Origin of the sequence: uncultured Campylobacter sp. (genome assembly GCF_944323605.1) — a bacterium.
In the GTDB taxonomy this organism is placed as follows: Bacteria; Campylobacterota; Campylobacteria; order Campylobacterales; family Campylobacteraceae; genus Campylobacter_D.
This window is the reverse complement of record NZ_CALUTC010000005.1, coordinates 81,143-99,729: the sequence shown is the minus strand read 5'-3', so window position 1 is coordinate 99,729 and position 18,587 is coordinate 81,143. Positions and strand designations below refer to the sequence as shown.

Here is an 18,587-nt window from a genome sequence, read left to right as displayed (position 1 = left end):
TAATATGAAAGCTCTAACATTAATGCTTATGATGTCGCCTGCGATATTACTTGCCGCTCCTAGTGGTTCTGGAGAATATGATATAATCCCTAGAACTGTAAACTTCATTATTTTCGTAGCCATTATGTTTTATCTTTTAGCAAAGCCTATTAAAAATATGTATGATACACGTATAAAAAAGATAGCTACTAGATTAGAAGATATACAAAAAAGGGTTTTAGAAAGCAAAAATAAAAGATTAGAAGCCATCAAAAGCTTAGAAGATGCAAAAAAAGAGGCTGATAATGCTATAGCTCTAGCACATAAAGAGGCTGAACTTATGGCAAAGAAAATAAAAAGCGATGCAAAAAACGATATGCTTATTTTAGAAAAAACTTATGATGAACAACAAAACTATGAGCTTAGAAAGATGCAAAAAGATGTGGTAAGTGCCGCTCTAGCTCAAATTTTTGACGATTCTTCACTTAAACAAGACGATATAATAAACATTATGCTTAAAAAGGTTTCTTAAATGAATGATTTACTAGCAAAAAGGTATGCGAAAGCTATTTTAAGTAGAAATGATTCTGATGAATTTTATGAATTTTTATCTTCTGTAAATACAGCTTTTTCTCTACCTAAATTCAAAGAAATTTTAAACTCTTACGAGCTAAAAAAAGATAAAAAGTTAGAACTTATCTTATCTTTTTTTAAAGAATTAAAACCTAGTTTTGTGAATTTTCTAAAAATTCTTACTCAAAATTCACGACTTTATCTAATACCTTTCGTGTTAGAAGAACTAAGAAAACAAAAAGCATTAAAAGAGCAGATTTATTCTGGTATAGTTTTTTCTAAAAATGAAGTTGATAGCTCTAAACTACTCGAACTTGAAAAAGCCTTATCTAAAAAATTTGCTGTGAATATCAAGCTAACAAACAAGCTTTCAAAGGATAGTGGCGTGAAAATAAGTTTAGATGAGTTAGGATACGAGATATCCTTTTCAATGCAAAATCTTCAAATGAAGATGAGTGATTATATACTTAAAACAATGTAAGGAGAATTTTTATGAAAATTAAAGCTGATGAAATTAGTTCCATCATTAAAGAAAAGATTGAAAATTTTGATTTAAACCTTGAAATAGAAGAAACGGGAAAAATTATTTCGATAGCAGACGGAGTTGCAAAGGTCTATGGTCTTAAAAACGTTATGGCTGGCGAAATGGTCGAATTTGAAAACGGAGAAAAAGGTCTTACCCAAAATCTAGAAGAAGCTAGTGTTGGTATAGTTATATTAGGAAAGGGTGAAGGCTTAAAAGAGGGTAGCTCTGTAAAAAGACTTAAAAGACTATTGAAAGTGCCTGTTGGAGAAGCTCTTGTTGGTCGCGTTGTAAATGCTCTAGGCGAACCAATAGATGCTAAAGGTAGCATACAAGCTACTGAATTTCGTTTTGTAGAAGAAAAAGCTAAGGGCATAATGGCTAGAAAAAGCGTTCATGAACCTTTACAAACAGGTATAAAAGCTATAGATGCCCTAGTTCCGATAGGTAGAGGACAAAGAGAGCTAATCATAGGCGACAGACAAACAGGAAAAACAACAGTCGCGGTAGATACCATAATAAACCAAAAAGGGCAAAATGTAATATGTATATATGTGGCTATAGGACAAAAACAAAGCACGGTTGCACAAGTCGTAAAAAGACTTGAAGAACACGGTGCTATGGAATATAGCATAGTTGTAAATGCTGGTGCTTCAGATCCTTCAGCATTACAATTTTTGGCCCCTTACACTGGCGTAACTATGGGAGAATATTTTAGAGACAATGCAAAGCACGCTTTAATAATCTACGATGACCTATCAAAACACGCAGTTGCTTATCGTGAAATGTCTTTGATATTAAGAAGACCTCCGGGAAGAGAAGCTTATCCTGGAGATGTTTTCTACCTACATTCAAGACTTTTAGAAAGAGCTGCTAAGCTAAATGATGAGTTAGGTGCTGGCTCTCTTACCGCATTGCCTATCATAGAAACACAAGCTGGAGATGTTTCGGCATATATTCCTACAAACGTTATATCTATAACAGATGGACAGATATTCTTGGAAACAGATTTATTTAACTCTGGTGTTAGACCAGCTATAAATGTCGGACTTTCAGTATCTCGTGTAGGTGGTGCAGCACAAATAAAGGCTATCAAACAAGTATCTGGAAATTTAAGACTTGATCTGGCACAATATAGAGAACTACAAGCTTTTGCACAGTTTGCAAGCGATCTAGATGAGGTTAGTAGAAAACAACTTGAAAGAGGACAAAGACTGGTTGAAATCTTAAAACAAGCTCCTTATTCTCCACTTGCAGTTGAAAAACAAGTATTGATAATTTTCGCTGGAACAAGAGGATTTTTAGATAATATAGAAGTATCAAAAATAGGTGAATTTGAAAGCGGTTTATACACATTTATAGAAACAAAATATCCTGATATTTTCGAGCAAATTCGTTCTAAGAAGGCTTTAGATAAAGATTTAGAAGAAAAACTTCATAAAGCCTTGAGTGAATATAGCTCAAGTCATATTTAAGGGCTTTTTATGGCTAGTTTAAAAGAAATAAAAAGAAAGATAAAGAGCACAAACAATACTCAAAAAACTACTAAAGCTATGAAATTGGTTTCAACGGCTAAACTAAGAAAAGCCGAAGAAGCTGCTAGACGCTCTAAGCTTTATGCACAAAAGATAGTTGATGTATTGGCTGATATATCTTTATCTGTTAGCAAAATTTCTGGCGATGATGGAAGGTTTATCTTTTTTAATAAAAGAGAGGTAAAAACCGTTGATATTATCTTTATAACCGCAGATAAAGGTTTATGTGGCGGTTTTAACTCAAAAACCATAAAAGCAGTAGTCGAAATGTTAGACAAATACAAAAAAGACGGTGTAAAAGTAAGATTAAGAGCTGTTGGAAAAACTGGGATAGAATTCTTTAAATTTCAAGGACAAGATTTACTTAAAACATATCTAAATTTAAGTTCTAGTCCAGATTATGAAAAAGCTTGTGAATTAGTCAGTGAGGCAGTAAAAGACTATGTAGATGGCTTATGTGATGAAGTTTATATAGTGCATAATGGTTATAAAAATATGATAACACAAGAACTTAGAATAGAACATCTTTTACCTGTTGAACCAGCTAAACTTCAAGTGGATACACAGTCAAATTCAGCTCTTGACACAGAGCCTGAAGATGATGCATTGCTAAATGAGCTTTTAAATACTTATTTTGAATACAATATGTATTTTGCTCTTATAGATTCCTTAGCAGCTGAACACAGTGCTAGAATGCAAGCTATGGATAATGCTAGTAAGAATGCTAAAGAAATGGTTAAAGCTTTAAATTTAGCCTATAATAAAGCTAGACAAGAGTCGATTACAACGGAACTTATAGAAATTATAAGTGGCGTTGAGTCTATGAAATGAATTTAAAGGGAGAGTATTATATGCAAGGAATTATTTCTCAAGTTTTAGGACCTGTTGTTGATGTAGATTTTGAGGATTATTTACCAAAGATAAATGAGGCATTAGTCGTAAATTTTGAAGCTGAGGGCAGAAAATACAAACTAGTTTTAGAAGTAGCTGCCCACCTAGGAGATGGTAGAGTAAGAACCATAGCTATGGATATGACTGAAGGTTTGGTGAGAGGTCTTAAAGTAGAAGCTACTGGAAGCTCTATAACTGTTCCTGTTGGAGAAAAAGTGCTTGGTAGAATTTTTAATGTAACAGGGGATTTGATAGACGAAGGAGAAGAGCTTAACTTTGATAAACGTTGGGCTATACATAGAGATCCTCCTCCTTTTGAAGAACAAAGCACAAAGAGTGAGATTTTTGAAACGGGAATAAAAGTGGTTGATTTACTTGCACCTTATTCAAAAGGTGGAAAAGTAGGATTGTTCGGTGGTGCTGGTGTTGGCAAAACTGTTATCATTATGGAATTAATACACAACGTTGCTTTTAAACATAGCGGTTACTCGGTTTTTGCTGGTGTTGGAGAAAGAACACGTGAAGGAAACGATCTTTACAACGAAATGAAAGAAAGTAATGTATTAGATAAAGTTGCTCTATGCTACGGACAAATGAATGAACCACCGGGTGCTAGAAACAGAATAGCATTAACAGGGCTTACTATGGCTGAGTATTTCAGAGATGAAATGGGGCTTGATGTGCTAATGTTTATAGATAACATATTTAGATTTTCACAGTCTGGTTCAGAAATGTCAGCACTTTTGGGAAGAATTCCTTCTGCCGTTGGATACCAACCTACACTAGCGAGTGAAATGGGGCGTTTCCAAGAAAGAATTACCTCTACTAAAAAGGGATCTATAACATCAGTTCAAGCTGTTTATGTGCCAGCAGATGACTTAACAGACCCTGCACCTGCTACAGTGTTCGCTCACCTAGATGCTACAACAGTTTTAAACAGAGCAATAGCAGAAAAAGGAATTTATCCTGCAGTGGATCCACTTGACTCTACATCTAGAGTGCTTGACCCACACATAATAGGGGAAGAGCATTACAATGTAGCAAGAGGGGTTCAATCAGTTTTACAAAAATACAAAGATTTACAAGATATAATTGCTATATTAGGTATGGACGAACTTAGCGAAGAAGATAAAAGGACAGTTGAAAGAGCTAGAAAAATAGAAAAATTCTTATCTCAACCTTTCTTTGTGGCTGAAGTTTTTACAGGAAGTCCTGGAAAATATATAAGCCTTGAAGATACTATAGCAGGATTTAAAGGAATTTTAGAGGGTAAGTATGATGACTTACCAGAAAATGCTTTCTATATGGTTGGAAACATAGATGAAGCCATAGAAAAAGCTGAAAAACTAAAAGGATAAATATGACTTCCTTGATACACTTAGAAATTGTAACGCCTATGGGTATGATTTTTAAGGGTGATGTTAAAATGGTTGTTTTGCCTGGAAGCGAAGGAGAATTTGGCGTGTTAAAAGGTCATGCTTCCTTGTTATCTTCTCTAAAAGCTGGTATTATAGATGTTGAAAAGGAAGATTCTAGTCACGAGCTTATAGCTATAGACTCTGGCTATGCAGAAGTAAATGAATTTAAGGTGGAAATTTTGGCTAAAGGAGCAGTTTCCATAAATGGATCTGATGGAGAAATAGCCAAAAATCTAGAGCAAGCGAAAGAACTTATAAAATCTATGAGTTCAGATAGTGTGGCTTTAGCATCCACTTTTGCCACCATAGATAGTAAAGCAGGAATTAAGTAGTGATAGATGTTTCTTCTATCCTACATTTTTTAAATGAGTCCACACTCATTACCTATGTAGTATTGTTTTGGCTGTCTTTTTATTTTATAGTATCTTTTGCTATCTTATTTTCCAGGCTAACATACCTAGCGGTTTGGACCTCAAAAGAAAGAGACGCTTTAGAGGATATATTGACATCTCGAAGAGAAATTTTTCAAACCGAATCTATACTTAGAAAGAGTTCTGAATTAAACAAAAACAATTTAGAATTATACAAAAATTTAGCAGAAAAAAAAGCTACCGTAGGGCTTACTTGGCTTAGCATTATAGCTTCAACTTCACCTTTCATAGGTCTTTTTGGCACTGTTATATCTATACTTGAAACGTTTGGCGGTCTTGGTGGTCAAAATTCACTAAGCATAATAGCTCCAAAAATAAGCGAGGCACTGATAGCCACTGGTTGTGGAATTTTTGTAGCCATACCTGCTTACACCTTTCATTTGATTATAAAAAGAAAGGCATTTGAGCTTTTGAGTATAGTAGATAGCGAAATTAAATTTTTAGTTAAGGCTTAAAATGCTTTTAGATGAAAAGCCTGAATTAAATATAACTCCTTTAGTCGATATTATGCTAGTTTTGTTGGCTATACTTATGGTTACAGCTCCTAGTATAGTCTATGATGAGAAAGTAAATTTACCAAGCGGCTCACAAAAAAGCTCTAGTGTAGCAACACTAAAAAGTCTTTTAATCACCGTAAATGAAAAAAGACAAGTTTTTTTTGACGGAAAAATTTTTCCTCTATCTTCATTTCCAGATAACCTAGCACTTTTAAAAACAAAATTTAATACAGACGAGCCGGTTTTTATAAGGGCTGATAAAAATCTAAAATACGATGATGTTATGTTTGTGTTAAAAACTGTTAAAAATTTGGGTTTTACTAAGGTAGCCTTACAGACGGAATAGTATGAAAGATTATGGTTTAGGCTCTATAAATTCATTTTTACTAGCTTTGTTAGTATATATGTCCTTAGTTTTTTTTGTTTTTTTTAAAATTAGCACAAAAGACGATGTTGTAAAATACACTGATTTAAAAGATAGTTTTGTAGATGTAGATTTAGGAGCATTTTCTGCAAAAAATTTAACTCAAGAAAAAAAACAAGAGGAAGATGCTTTAAAAGAAAACGAGAAAACAGGTCAAGAAACTACAAACAAAGAAGTTAAAACCCAAGAGGTTAAACAGGAGCAAAGTGATATAAATTCTCTTTTTGGAAACATAAAAGATTTTCAAGAAGAAAAAAGCACAAAAGTTCAGTCCTCTGCAAAATCAACTCCAGATGCTTCTAAACCAAAAGATGCAGCAGAACTTTTTAAGCAATTAAATGATAATTTATTGCCCCAAGAGCAAGAAATTGGAGAAAGCACAAACGCACAGATGACTGGTGTGTATGATGAATTTCGTGGAAAAATAAGAAGAATTTTAGAGCAAAGATGGAGACTTTATGAAGCTAGCGGAAATTTTAAAGTTTTAATTAAATATTATATAGACAGTAATGGAAAATTCGGATATACTCACGTAGAAAAAAGTTACGATGAAAATTTTGATGCAAAAGTTTTGGAATTTTTAAATACTTTGAATGGAAAATTCATAGCTTATCCTCCTAAAAATCAAAATTTTCAAGGTGATATGGAACTAAGCGATAAACTAAAATAGAGGATTATAAATATGAAAAAAGTTGTTTTTGTTTTAATGTGTTTATTTTCTTTTTCGGTAGCAGATTCGACTATATCTGTTACAAATGAAGGTGTTGCCTTACCAAAAATTATCTTAAAAGACATATCTACTCTTAATGATAGAGACTTAAAAAGCAATTTTTACAATATCTTGCTAAATGATTTAAAGGTAAGCTCAAATTTTGAAGTATTAACAAGAGGGGATGAAAAAGGAAATTATGTTTTTGAATACTCCTTAGCCAAATCAGGCACAAATCTTGATTTAAAAGTTACAATAAAAGCTAACGGCGAGGAAAAAAGCAGTAAAAATTATTCTATATCTAGCTTAGAACAATATCCATTTTTAGCCCATAAAAGCGTAAAAGAATCTGTAAGGGATCTAGGCTTAGCTCCAATCGAATGGATGGATCATAAAATTTTAATAGCTAGAAACAGCGGAAACAAAAAAAGCCAAATAATTATGGCAGATTATACACTAACTTATCAAAAAGTAATGGTTGGAGGTGGTTTAAATTTATTCCCTAAATGGGCAAATAAAGAGCAAAGTGCCTTTTACTATACTGCATACGATCACAATGTACCAACGCTTTATCTTTATGATTTAAAAACAAACAAAGCTAGTAGAATCATATCTAGCACTGGTATGCTTGTAGCCTCTGATGTTAGCAAAGACGGTTCTAAGCTAGTATTAACAATGGCTCCAAACGATCAACCAGATATTTATCTATATGACTTAAAGAAAAAAATGTTACAAAAGATCACTAATTATTCCGGTATAGATGTGAATGGAAATTTTGTTGAAGATGAAAAAAAGATAGTATTTGTATCAGATAGACTTAGCTATCCAAATATTTTTATACAAACTATAGGCTCTCCAAACGCAGAACAATTAGTATTTCACGGTAGAAATAATAGTGCCGTTTCAACATACAAAAATTACCTAGTTTATTCAAGCAGAGAACCAGAACAAAGGGGTGTTTTTAACATATACCTAATGAGTACTCAAAGTGATTATATAAGACAGCTTACAGCAAATGGAAAAAACCTCTTTCCACGCTTTTCAAATGACGGAGGTAGCATAGTTTATATAAAATATATAGGCGAACAAACTGCACTAGGCGTTATAAGGGTAAATGCAAATAAAAGCTTTCATTTTCCGCTAAAGGTGGGTAGGATTCAGTCGATTGACTGGTAAATAAATATATTTATAAATTTTATTTATCTAAAATTTAAAAATTTATTTGATTTTTAGAATTTGTTAGATAAAATTAGCAGAATTTATCTCAATTTTGAAAGGAAAGGTTATGAAAAAACTTCTTTTAGTTTCAGTAGCAATCTCTGCATTGCTTCTTGCAGGTTGTGCCCCAAGAGCTAAAACTTCAGTTGATAGTTCTTCAAGTGCAAACGGTGCTGGTGGTGCTTCTGGTGGTAGCGATGTATTTGGCAGTTTGTCAAGTGGATTAGGCAAAATTTATTTTGATTTTGACAGATACGATATAAAACCAGAAATGCAAGCTGTTGTAAATTCTGGCGCTAATCTTCTTAAAGGTCAAGCTGGTTCTGCTAAGATAACAGTTGAAGGACACTGCGATGAGTGGGGTAGCGATGAATACAATCAAGCTTTAGGTCTTAGAAGAGCTAATTCTGTAAAAAGAGCTTTAACTACTCTTGGTATAAATTCAAAACAAATCACAGTTAAGAGCTTAGGCGAATCTGCACCTGCTTGTACTACTTCTCCAGGAGACAAAGGACAGTGTGACGCACAAAATAGACGTGCTGAAATCAAGGTTGGTTTATAATACTAACTTATGAAAAAAACAATATTAGTGGTTCTATTTTTTGGAACCACTGCCTTTTTAAATGCCGAACAATCAGCTTTTGATGCTGGAAATATTAACAATAATTCTGCTTACGGTTTAACACAAAACGAACAAATTATAAAAAAACGACTAGACGATTTACAAAATAACTATATGCAAAATTCTTCAAATCTAAACAACATAAATGAAAGATTAGAAGGCTTACAAAGCACTTTAGAAGGAATAAATTCCCAGTATAGCAAATCTAATTCTAGACTAAATGCTCTAGAAGATAGAGAAGCGAATTTAAGCAAGGAACTTTCTAGCTTAAAGGCTTATGTTAGAGAAAGTAGAAAAATTCAAGAAGAAAACAATAAAGAAATAAAAAAAACATTAGAAGAGCTTTCAAAAATGCTATCTGCTGATGTTAATTTGGATTTAAATTCTACAGATACTTTAAAAGAAGATAACAAAGAAGATAACAACGATACAAAGATCAAACAAGAAGAAGAAAAAAAAGAAGTAGATGAATCTTGGAAGAAAAAAGATAGTGATGATATATTAAATTTAGCTATGAAAGAGTTTAAAAGCAAAAAAACCTTAGAGCAGGCTAAAGCTAAATTTGAATATCTATTAAGCAAAAATTACAAACCAGCTAGAGCAAATTTTTATCTAGGTGAGATTGAATACAAACAAAAAAGATATGCAAATGCCATAAACTATTATAAAAAATCAACCTCTCTTTACTCAAAGGCTGATTATATGCCTACCTTACTTTATCACACTGCAATAAGCCTTGATAAAGTAGGCGATACTAAGAGTGCGAATGGTTTTTACAAGGCATTAAAAGCAACTTATCCAAAAAGCCCTGAGGCAAAAGCCTCACCAAATAGAAAATAATCAAATTTAAGGAGACAAAGATGGCAATAGAAAAAAATAGTGTAGTTTCTATGTTTTATGAATTAAAGGATGCTAATACAAACGAGCTTTTAGAGTCAAATCTTTACGGAGAGCCTATATCTTTTATACTAGGCAAAGGACAAGTTTTAGAAAGCTTAGAAGAAGAAATTTACAAGCTTGAAAGCCCTTGTAATGCAGATGTTATAATAAAAAAAGAAAATGCTTTAGGTGAATACGACCAATCAGCGATACAAACTCTACCAAGAGAACAATTTGCTGGCATAGAGCTTAAGATTGGTATGGAACTTTTCGGAGAAAGTGAAGAAGGCGAAACTGTAAGAGTTACTGTTAAAGATATAAAAGATGATACTGTTACAGTTGATTATAACCACGCTTATGCTGGTAGAGATTTACTTTTTTCTTTGAATATACTAGAAGCACGTGTTGCTAGTGAAGATGAAATTTTAACAGGTATAATAGCTGGTTCTCACTCTTGCGGTTGCGGTTCTGGTCACGGTCACGGTGGTGGTTGTTGTGGTGGCGGACACGGTCACGGTGGATGTGGTTGTCATTAATGAAAGCTGTATTTTTATTTGCCGGTCAAGGTTCGCAAACAGTCGGAATGGGTAAAGATTTTTACGAAAATTCAAGCAAGGCTAAGGATTTTTTAGATTCTGCTAGTGATTTTTGCAAGATAGATTTTAAGCACTTGCTCTTTGAGCAAAACGAGGACTTGAATAAAAGCGAATTTACCCAACCAGCAATAGTCTTAAATTCGCTTATGGCTTTTATAGCCCTTGAAGAAAAACTCACAAACCTTAACGCTGACTACGCTTTAGGACATTCTTTAGGAGAATTTTCTGCCCTTGCCGTTCAAGGTGGCATTGATTTTAAAGAAGTATTGACTCTTGTTAATAAAAGAGGCAAATTTATGCAAGAAGATTGCTCTAAAATAGAAGCATCTATGATGGTTGTCCTTGGCTTAAAAGATGAAGTTGTAGAGGATATTTGCAAAAAAGCGAGGGATAAGGGGAAAAAAATTTATGCTGCAAACTACAACTGCGATTCTCAAATAGTAGTTGCTGGTTTAAAACCTGACCTAAAGGAATATGAACCGTATTTTAAAGAAGCTGGGGCTAAAAGAGCTATGCTTTTAAATATGAATGTGGCTTCTCATTGTCCTATATTAGAAAATGCTTCTACAAAACTAAGTGCTGAACTTATGCCATTAATAAAAGATGAATTTAAACCAGTTATTTCAAATGTTAGTGCAAAAGCGTATAACACCAAAAATGACGCCTTATCTCTTTTAAAGCAGCAGCTTACAAAGCCTGTGTTATACAAACAAAGCATATCTTCCATAGAAAAAGAAGTTGATATATTTATAGAATTTGGGGCTTCTATACTAAAGGGATTAAACAAAAAGATTACTCAAAAAGAGACTTATTCTATAACAAATATGAATGATATAGATGAAGTATTAAAGGTTTATAAATGAAAATAGCTATTTTAGGTGCAATGCCAGAAGAAATAACACCTTTGCTAGAAGTGCTAAAAGAGTATGAAAAGATAGACTATGCAAATAATAGCTACTATCTTTGCAAATATAAAAATCACGAGCTAATACTTGCCTATTCTAAGATAGGTAAGGTAAATTCGACCTTAAGTGCTACTGTAATGATAGAAAAATTTAAGGCTCAAAAACTACTTTTTACGGGTGTTGCTGGTGCTTTTAATCCAAAATTTGAAATAGGGGATTTGATATATGCTGAAAAATTAGTTCAATATGATTTGGATATAACAGCTTTTGGACATCCTCTTGGTTTTGTGCCCGGAAATGAAATTTTTATAAAAACTGATGAAAGCCTAAATTTTTTAGCCCTTGAAGTAGCTAAAGAACTCGGGGTAAAAATACAAAGCGGGATAATAGCAACGGGAGATGAATTTATATGCGATGAAAACAAAAAAGCTAGGATAAGAGAAATTTTTTCTGCCGATGCTTGTGAAATGGAAGGAGCTTCTGTGGCTTTAGTGTGCGATGCATTAAAAGTGCCTTGTTTCATACTAAGAGCTATTAGCGATAAAGCTGGTGAAAAAGCAGAATTTGACTTTGATGAATTTGTAGTAAAATCAGCCAAGATATCTGCTAACTTTGTATTAAAACTTTGTGATAAGCTATGATAAAATTAAGCAAGAAACTCATACGCCAAGTAGCACAAGCAAATGCAAAATATTCTCTTATAAAAGATAAGGATAGAGTTCTTTTAGGGCTTAGTGGCGGTAAAGACTCTTTGGCTTTAGCTCATCTTTTAAATCGTATGCAAAAACACGCTCCATTTTCTTTTGACCTAAAAGCCGTTACTTTAAGCTATGGTATGGGTGAGGATTATTCTAAACTACACAAACATTGTGAAGAAAATGGCATAGAACACGAAGTGATAGATTCAAATATATATGAAATTTCAGGAGACACCATACGCAAAAATTCCAGCTTTTGTAGTTATTTTTCGCGTATGAGAAGAGGGGCTTTATATAGCTATGCTTTAGAAAATGGCTTTAACAAACTTGCAATAGCACACCACCTAGACGATGCTGTTGAAAGCTTTTTTATGAATTTTATACATAATGGTGCTTTACGAACCCTAGCTCCTATATATACTAGCAAAAGAGGCGTAACAGTCATAAGACCTTTGATATTCGTACGTGAAAGACAACTAAGAGATAATGCAACTACCAATGGATTAGAAGTCATAGGAAATGAATTTTGTCCCGGAATGAAACTAAGTGAGAAAAATGTCAAATTCCCACACGCTAGGCAAGAAGCTAAAGAATTATTAGCCAAGCTGGAAAAGGAAAACCCAAAACTTTTCACTTCATTAAAATCAGCCTTTGAAAACATACATCAAGAAAGCTTTTTCAAGGCTGTATAGTGGAAAAAGCTTTAATAATAGTTGATTATCAAAACGATTTTATAGATGGAAGCTTAGGTTTTGAAAAAGCAAGGCTTATAAAAGATGATATTTTGCTTTTACTAAAAGAATTTGATGGGGATTTGATTTTCACCCTAGATACACATTATACAAATTACTTAGAGACTAGAGAGGGTAAAAATTTACCTATCTTACATTGTCAAGATAAAAGCCACGGACATAAAATGCCAAGCGAATTTGATAAATACATTGAAAAGGCTAAGAAAATTTTCAAAAAGCAAAGCTTTGCTAGTTTGGAGCTTGCAAATTTTATACGAGAGCAAAATTACAAGCAAATAGAATTTTGTGGTTTAGTTTCACATATTTGCGTATTCAGCAATATCATACTAGCATTTAATGCTGCTTTAAATGCTGAAATAATACTACACAGCAAAGCAACCGCCTCGCACGATGATGAGCTTGAAGAGGCTGCTTTTAAAATTCTAAAAGCTTACGGCGTAAAAATAGTATAAATTTATTTCTTCAAATAATCTTGCAAACTCTTTACAGATAAATAATCGTCTTTTTTCATATTTTGCAAAGAATTAGCCGCTATCAATGCTGAACGTATATTTGTGAAATACGGAATTTTAAGACGAGTGATATTTGACCGTATTATTTTTGTATCACTTTTTACGCTATTTTCATCACTTGTGTTAATCACCAAATCAATCTCTTCATTTTTAAGCTTATCTTCTATATTTGGACGACCCTCTGAAATTTTATACACAAGCTCACAATCTATCTTTGCTTCTTTTATAGCGGACATTGTGCCACTTGTGGCTATGATTTTAAAGCCTAGCTTAGAATAAGCTTTAGCCAAGTCTTTTGCATACTTTTTATCTTTCTCTTTTAATGATATAAAAAGCGTCCCAGAATCTGGCAAATCATTAAAGGCTGAAATTTGGCTTTTTGCATAAGAGGTGGCAAAATTTTTACTAATACCCATAACCTCTCCCGTTGAACGCATTTCAGGTCCAAGCTCTAAATCCCCTAAACTAAGCTTAGCAAAAGGAAACACAGCCTCTTTAACGCTACTATGTTTAGAAGGTTTTGTCCTAAACACTCCATTTTTTTCCTCTACAACAGAGTATTTATCATAAAAACTCAAAGCCTCTCTTAAATTGCCTTGATACATAACCCTAGTAGCAACCTTTGCTAAAGGAAGTCCCGTTGCTTTACTAACAAAAGGCACTGTCCTACTTGCTCTAGGATTAACCTCTATCATAAATAATTCATTATTATATAAAGCAAACTGTATATTTAAAAGTCCGATCACTCCTAAATTTAAAGCTATTTCTTTTGTTTTTTGCTCTATTAGTTCTATTGTTTTTTCATCTATATTATAAGGTGGCAAGGAACAAGCACTATCGCCTGAATGAATTCCAGCCTCTTCTATATGTTCCATTATACCGCCTATATAAACATCTTTGCCATCGCTTATAGCATCTACATCTAGTTCTGTGGCATTATCTAAAAATTTGTCTATTAATATAGGGCTTTTATCGCTAACTTCTATAGCCTCTTTCATATAAAGCTTTAATTCATCTTCATTATATACAACACGCATAGCCCTACCGCCTAAAACATAGCTAGGTCTAACAAGCACAGGATAGCCTATATCACTTGCCTTAGAAAGTGCTTCATTTATGCTTGTGGCGGTGTGGTTTTTGGGTTGTTTTATGCCAAGTTTTTCCATAAATTCGGCAAATTTCTTTCTATCCTCAGCTAAATCTATAACCCTAGCCGAGGTGCCTATAATCTTAGTTCCAAAAATACTAAGCTTTTTAGCAAATTTTAAAGGAGTTTGCCCTCCAAAATGCACTATCAAGCCATCTGGCTTTTCCCTTTCTATAACGGCTCTTAAATACTCAAATTCTATAGGCTCAAAATAAAGCTTATCGCTTACATCATAATCTGTCGAAACTGTTTCTGGGTTACAGTTATACATTATGGTTTTAACCCCTAAATCCCTCAAAGCAAACGAAGCATGCACACAAGCATAGTCAAATTCTATGCCTTGACCTATGCGGTTTGGTCCTGAGCCTATTATCATTACCTTTTTTTCATTTTTTTGCTTTTTTTCCTCGCTAAAGCTTTCTTGCATAGGAGAAAAAGATGAGTAATAATAAGGAGTAAAAGCCTCAAACTCGCCAGCGCAAGTATCTACTTCGTTAAAATTACTTAAGATAGCTAGTTTTTGTCTTTTGTGATATATATCATTTTCGCTTAGGTCTAAATTATCTTTTTTGTTTATAAGTTTTGCTATCATCTTATCTGAAAAGCCCATAGTTTTAGCCCTTCTAAGCAAGGCTTTATCATTTAGTATATCCATATCTATCTTAGCTTCAAAATCCACGATTTCTTTGATTTGATGTAAAAACCATTTATCTATCTTGCAAAGCTCGTAAATTTCATCTATACTAAAACCATCTCTAAAAGCTTGTGCTATGCAAAGCAATCTTTTTTCATTTGGATTTCTTAGCTTAAATACCAAATCATTTCTTTTCATATCAAGCTTTTCAAAACCACTTAAATCCTTCTCTAAAGAACAAAGTGCTTTTTGTATGCTTTCTTTAAACGTCGCACCTATTGCCATTACCTCGCCAACACTCTTCATAGCAGTGCCTAAAATTTCACTAGCTTCAGGGAATTTTTCAAAGGTAAAGCGAGGAATTTTTGTAACTATATAATCAATGGCGGGCTCAAAAGAAGCCGGAGTAAGTGTGATGTCATTTTTTATCTCATCTAAGGAAAAGCCCACAGCTAAAAGCGTGGCAACCTTTGCTATAGGATAGCCTGTAGCCTTACTAGCAAGTGCTGATGAGCGAGAAACTCTTGGATTCATTTCTATGACTATCATTCGTCCGTTTTCTGGATTTATGGCAAATTGCACATTTGAACCACCCGTATCAACTCCTATCTCTCTTAAAATGGCAAAAGAAGCATTTCGCATAACTTGATATTCTTTATCAGTAAGCGTTAGTGCAGGAGCTACCGTTATGCTATCTCCTGTATGCACTCCCATGGGGTCTAAATTTTCTATGGAGCAAACTATGATACAGTTATCATTTTTATCCCTTATAACCTCCATTTCATACTCTTTCCAGCCAAGCAGGGATTCTTCTATTAAAATTTCGTGTATTGGAGATAATGATAATGCAGTTTTTGCAAGCTCTTTAAATTCATCTAAATTATAAACAACCCCGCTTCCCGCACCACCAAGCGTATAAGAAGCCCTTATCATCAAAGGAAATCCTATCTCATCAACAGCCTTTAAGGCTTCATCGTAATTATAAGCATACATAGACTTAGGCAAATCCATACCTATCTTTTTCATACATTCCTTAAAGACTTGCCTATCCTCACCCTTTTTTATAGCCTCTGGCTTTGCGCCCAAAAAGACTGCATCTTTTGCTTCGCCGCTTTCATAAACCGCCATAGCCACATTTAAGGCTACTTGTCCGCCCATTGTGGGTAAGATGGCGTCAATATTTTCTTTTTTGATGATTTTTAAAATACTTTCTTTTGTTATAGGTTCTATGTAGGTAGCGTCTGCAAATTCTGGGTCTGTCATAATTGTGGCTGGATTTGAATTTATTAAAACAACCCTATATCCAAGCTCTTTAAGTGTCTTTGCAGCCTGAGTGCCCGAGTAATCAAACTCACAAGCCTGACCTATGACTATAGGTCCGCTTCCTATAAGCAAGATATTTTTTATGTCTGTTCTTTTTGGCATTTTTTATCCTAGTTTTATGCTTTTTTGTGTGAAATTATAACAAGAACTTTTTAATATTCTTTGAAAAAAATCCTTAATATTAATGGCTATTTTGCTAGAATTTAGCTAAAAATTTTTAAGGTTATTGCTATGTTTTATTACATAATGGCTCTTTTTATAGGCGTGGCTTTAGCAGTGCAAGTGCCTATCAATGCAGCTTTAGGACGCTCTGTTTTAAATGCGCATTTAGTGGCTGCCTTTGTAAATTTTTTTGTTGGCACTCTTTGTTTGCTTGTTATTATTTATTTTGCTGGGCTTTTGAATGCCTCTGTTTTTAAGCTTAGTATAAGTCAGGAGTGGTGGAAGTATTTAGGAGGCGTTTTAGGAGCTTTTATAGTCTTTGCGGCTGCTTTTTTAGCACCAAAAATCGGTCTTACAAATATGTTTTTAATGCTTGTTTTAGGACAAATTATAACAGGTATGATCCTAGATAGAATGGGTGCTTTTTCCTTGGCTGTAAAAGAAATTTCTATCTTTAAGATACTTGGTTTAGCAGTTATTTTCATAGGGCTTTTCATCTTTTTTTATAAAGAGCTTTTTCCTAAATCCTAGTATGAAATTTCACACCTTTATAGCCCTTACTTTGATTATCATAAATTTTAGCATACAGCTTTTTAGCTCCTTGCATTACAGGCTTTATAGAAAGTATTTAAAATACTGCTACAATGGTATGTTTTATGAAATTTTAGCTAAGGAACAAAGCTTAAGAAATAATTTTAGATTACTACTTTTTAATATCTGCAAATTAAGTCCCTTGCTCTTTTCATTTTTAATTCTTTTAGCCTTGTTTTAATCTAAAAAGCTTATTAAAGGATTAAAATTTAGACTAAAAGGAAAAATATATGAAAAAGAAAATATCTGCGAATTTTGCTTGGTTTTCAGTACTTTTTGGTGGCTTTGTTGAAATTTTTTGGGTAAGTGGGCTTAAATACTCGCAAAGCATTTTAGAATACTGCTTAACAGCTATTGGAGTTTTAATCTCTTTCATCTGTATGCTTTTGGCTGTGAAAAGACTTGAGGTAAGCATAGCTTACGCTGTCTTTGTTGGCATAGGAACGGCTGGGGTTGTGCTAAGCGAAATGCTAGTTTTTGCCGAATCTGTATCTTTGATAAAAATCATACTCATAGGCATTCTTTTACTAGGCGTTATAGGGCTTAAGCTTGTTAGCAAGGAACAGGGCGAAAAAAGCGATGAGGACTTAGCACAAGAGCTTTCAAAAAATTTAGGCATAGATGAGCTTGAGGAGATCTTAGGAGAGAAAAAATGAGCTGGGTTTTTTTGATTTTAGCTGGACTTATGGAGGTTGTGGGTGTTATAGCTATGAAAAAATTTGTCAGCACGGACAAAAAAATCTTTTTATTAAGCATAGCTTTTTGCTTTATCCTATCCCTTGGCTTTTTATCTCAGGCTATGCAAGGAATTTCAATGGGAACGGCTTATGCGATATGGACAGGCATAGGAGCTGCTGGTGGAGTTATGGTAGGGATTTTCTTTTTTAAAGAAAACAAATCCTTTGCTAAAATATTATTTTTAGGGATAATAATAATAAGCTCGATAGCATTAAAGGCTATTTCATAATGCAAATTTATGTTTGTGGCACATCTACTGACGTTGGAAAAACACATTTTTGTGCTATGTTTTGCGAATCCTTTAAGTATGAATATTTTAAGCTTATACAAGCTGGAGAACTTAAAGATAGCGATATAGTATCTAGCTTTGCACTAAAAAGCAAAATTCATAAAGAGGGTATTTTTTTAAAAACTCCAGCCTCGCCTCACATAGGTAAAAAGCTAGAAAATTTATCATACAATGCTTTTGATATAAAGATTCCTAATAGTAAAAATTTGCTTATAGAAACTGCTGGTGGGCTTTTTACGCCCATTGATGAAAAATGCTGTATGATTGATTATATGGCTTTAAATCCAAAGCCTTGTATCTTGGTAGCAAGTTATTATCTTGGGACTATAAATCACATAATACTTAGTATAGAAGCCCTTAGAAAAAGGCAAATTCCTATACTAGCTCTTGTTATGAGTGGTGAAAAAGACAATGAAATAGATGACTTTGTTTATAAATACTGTGATATTAACATACTTCATTTAAGCTATTTTACAAAGCAAACTTTTTCTGCGATAAGTAAAGAATTTAAAAAGGGAGCAAAAAAATTGATAATTTAAGA

The 18,587-nt window shown here is 33.5% G+C and carries 23 protein-coding genes; 22 read left to right on the top strand and 1 reads right to left on the bottom strand.

What is annotated here, in order from left to right:
- Positions 1 to 4 precede the first annotated feature (4 nt).
- The 17 genes from Q0J35_RS04560 to Q0J35_RS04480 all read left to right on the top strand — a co-directional run bounded on the left by Q0J35_RS04560 (position 5) and on the right by Q0J35_RS04480 (position 13,102).
- Complete coding sequence (locus Q0J35_RS04560; RefSeq protein WP_297193531.1) at positions 5 to 511, top strand: F0F1 ATP synthase subunit B; 507 nt, start codon at positions 5 to 7, stop codon at positions 509 to 511.
- Positions 512 to 1,033, top strand: coding sequence for a F0F1 ATP synthase subunit delta (locus Q0J35_RS04555; protein WP_297193529.1), 522 nt, complete (start codon positions 512 to 514; stop codon positions 1,031 to 1,033).
- A gap of 11 nt (positions 1,034 to 1,044) precedes the next feature.
- Complete coding sequence (atpA, locus tag Q0J35_RS04550; protein ID WP_297193526.1) at positions 1,045 to 2,550, top strand: F0F1 ATP synthase subunit alpha; 1,506 nt, start codon at positions 1,045 to 1,047, stop codon at positions 2,548 to 2,550.
- Positions 2,551 to 2,559: 9 nt separating this feature from the next.
- Entirely contained in the window at positions 2,560 to 3,441 is an 882-nt protein-coding gene (gene atpG, locus Q0J35_RS04545) for an ATP synthase F1 subunit gamma (protein ID WP_297193523.1), read from the top strand.
- 20 nt (positions 3,442 to 3,461) lie between these two features.
- Entirely contained in the window at positions 3,462 to 4,859 is a 1,398-nt protein-coding gene (gene atpD, locus Q0J35_RS04540; protein ID WP_297193521.1) for a F0F1 ATP synthase subunit beta, read from the top strand.
- 2 nt (positions 4,860 to 4,861) lie between these two features.
- Positions 4,862 to 5,251 carry an ATP synthase F1 subunit epsilon gene (gene atpC, locus Q0J35_RS04535; RefSeq protein WP_297193519.1) on the top strand — a complete coding sequence of 130 codons (390 nt, stop codon included), beginning with the start codon at positions 4,862 to 4,864 and terminating at the stop codon, positions 5,249 to 5,251.
- Positions 5,252 to 5,253: 2 nt separating this feature from the next.
- A complete protein-coding gene (locus tag Q0J35_RS04530) occupies positions 5,254 to 5,805 on the top strand; it encodes a MotA/TolQ/ExbB proton channel family protein (protein WP_297193581.1) in 552 nt (183 codons plus the stop codon).
- A gap of 1 nt (position 5,806) precedes the next feature.
- Positions 5,807 to 6,193: an ExbD/TolR family protein gene (locus Q0J35_RS04525; protein WP_297193517.1), complete on the top strand. Its 387-nt coding sequence runs from the start codon at positions 5,807 to 5,809 to the stop codon at positions 6,191 to 6,193.
- Position 6,194: 1 nt separating this feature from the next.
- Positions 6,195 to 6,941, top strand: coding sequence for a TonB C-terminal domain-containing protein (locus tag Q0J35_RS04520; RefSeq protein WP_297193515.1), 747 nt, complete (start codon positions 6,195 to 6,197; stop codon positions 6,939 to 6,941).
- Between the two features lie 12 nt (positions 6,942 to 6,953).
- The gene (gene tolB, locus Q0J35_RS04515; protein ID WP_297193514.1) at positions 6,954 to 8,156 is read left to right on the top strand and encodes a Tol-Pal system protein TolB; all 1,203 of its coding nucleotides are present in this window, start codon (positions 6,954 to 6,956) and stop codon (positions 8,154 to 8,156) included.
- A 109-nt stretch (positions 8,157 to 8,265) separates the two neighbouring features.
- A complete protein-coding gene (locus tag Q0J35_RS04510) occupies positions 8,266 to 8,760 on the top strand; it encodes an OmpA family protein (protein WP_297193513.1) in 495 nt (164 codons plus the stop codon).
- Positions 8,761 to 8,769: 9 nt separating this feature from the next.
- Positions 8,770 to 9,660 carry a hypothetical protein gene (locus Q0J35_RS04505; protein WP_297193512.1) on the top strand — a complete coding sequence of 297 codons (891 nt, stop codon included), beginning with the start codon at positions 8,770 to 8,772 and terminating at the stop codon, positions 9,658 to 9,660.
- 20 nt (positions 9,661 to 9,680) lie between these two features.
- Entirely contained in the window at positions 9,681 to 10,235 is a 555-nt protein-coding gene (locus tag Q0J35_RS04500) for a peptidylprolyl isomerase (RefSeq protein ID WP_297193511.1), read from the top strand.
- Positions 10,235 to 11,158: an ACP S-malonyltransferase gene (fabD, locus tag Q0J35_RS04495; RefSeq protein WP_297193579.1), complete on the top strand. Its 924-nt coding sequence runs from the start codon at positions 10,235 to 10,237 to the stop codon at positions 11,156 to 11,158. Before Q0J35_RS04500 ends, fabD begins: the two co-directional genes overlap by 1 nt.
- Positions 11,155 to 11,841 (top strand): 5'-methylthioadenosine/adenosylhomocysteine nucleosidase, encoded by a 687-nt coding sequence (locus tag Q0J35_RS04490; protein WP_297193510.1) that lies wholly within the window; start codon positions 11,155 to 11,157, stop codon positions 11,839 to 11,841. The genes fabD and Q0J35_RS04490 overlap by 4 nt, the downstream gene beginning before the upstream one ends.
- Positions 11,838 to 12,590, top strand: coding sequence for a tRNA 2-thiocytidine biosynthesis TtcA family protein (locus Q0J35_RS04485; RefSeq protein ID WP_297193509.1), 753 nt, complete (start codon positions 11,838 to 11,840; stop codon positions 12,588 to 12,590). Before Q0J35_RS04490 ends, Q0J35_RS04485 begins: the two co-directional genes overlap by 4 nt.
- Positions 12,590 to 13,102, top strand: coding sequence for an isochorismatase family cysteine hydrolase (locus Q0J35_RS04480; RefSeq protein ID WP_297193508.1), 513 nt, complete (start codon positions 12,590 to 12,592; stop codon positions 13,100 to 13,102). The genes Q0J35_RS04485 and Q0J35_RS04480 overlap by 1 nt, the downstream gene beginning before the upstream one ends.
- 2 nt (positions 13,103 to 13,104) lie before the next feature.
- Here Q0J35_RS04480 and carB read toward each other — a convergent pair whose 3' ends face one another.
- Positions 13,105 to 16,368 carry a carbamoyl-phosphate synthase large subunit gene (carB, locus tag Q0J35_RS04475; protein WP_297193507.1) on the bottom strand — a complete coding sequence of 1,088 codons (3,264 nt, stop codon included), beginning with the start codon at positions 16,366 to 16,368 and terminating at the stop codon, positions 13,105 to 13,107.
- A 129-nt stretch (positions 16,369 to 16,497) separates the two neighbouring features.
- Between carB and Q0J35_RS04470 the strand changes: the two genes are divergently transcribed.
- The 5 genes from Q0J35_RS04470 to bioD are packed head-to-tail and all read left to right on the top strand — an operon-like array spanning position 16,498 to position 18,585.
- A complete protein-coding gene (locus tag Q0J35_RS04470) occupies positions 16,498 to 16,959 on the top strand; it encodes a DMT family transporter (protein WP_297193506.1) in 462 nt (153 codons plus the stop codon).
- Position 16,960: 1 nt separating this feature from the next.
- Complete coding sequence (locus Q0J35_RS04465) at positions 16,961 to 17,200, top strand: hypothetical protein (RefSeq protein WP_297193505.1); 240 nt, start codon at positions 16,961 to 16,963, stop codon at positions 17,198 to 17,200.
- A 49-nt stretch (positions 17,201 to 17,249) separates the two neighbouring features.
- Positions 17,250 to 17,675 carry a multidrug efflux SMR transporter gene (locus Q0J35_RS04460; protein WP_297193504.1) on the top strand — a complete coding sequence of 142 codons (426 nt, stop codon included), beginning with the start codon at positions 17,250 to 17,252 and terminating at the stop codon, positions 17,673 to 17,675.
- On the top strand, positions 17,672 to 17,986 hold the full coding sequence (locus tag Q0J35_RS04455) for a multidrug efflux SMR transporter (protein ID WP_273404518.1): 315 nt from the start codon (positions 17,672 to 17,674) through the stop codon (positions 17,984 to 17,986). The genes Q0J35_RS04460 and Q0J35_RS04455 overlap by 4 nt, the downstream gene beginning before the upstream one ends.
- On the top strand, positions 17,986 to 18,585 hold the full coding sequence (gene bioD / locus Q0J35_RS04450; RefSeq protein ID WP_297193503.1) for an ATP-dependent dethiobiotin synthetase BioD: 600 nt from the start codon (positions 17,986 to 17,988) through the stop codon (positions 18,583 to 18,585). The genes Q0J35_RS04455 and bioD overlap by 1 nt, the downstream gene beginning before the upstream one ends.
- Positions 18,586 to 18,587: the final 2 nt, after the last annotated feature.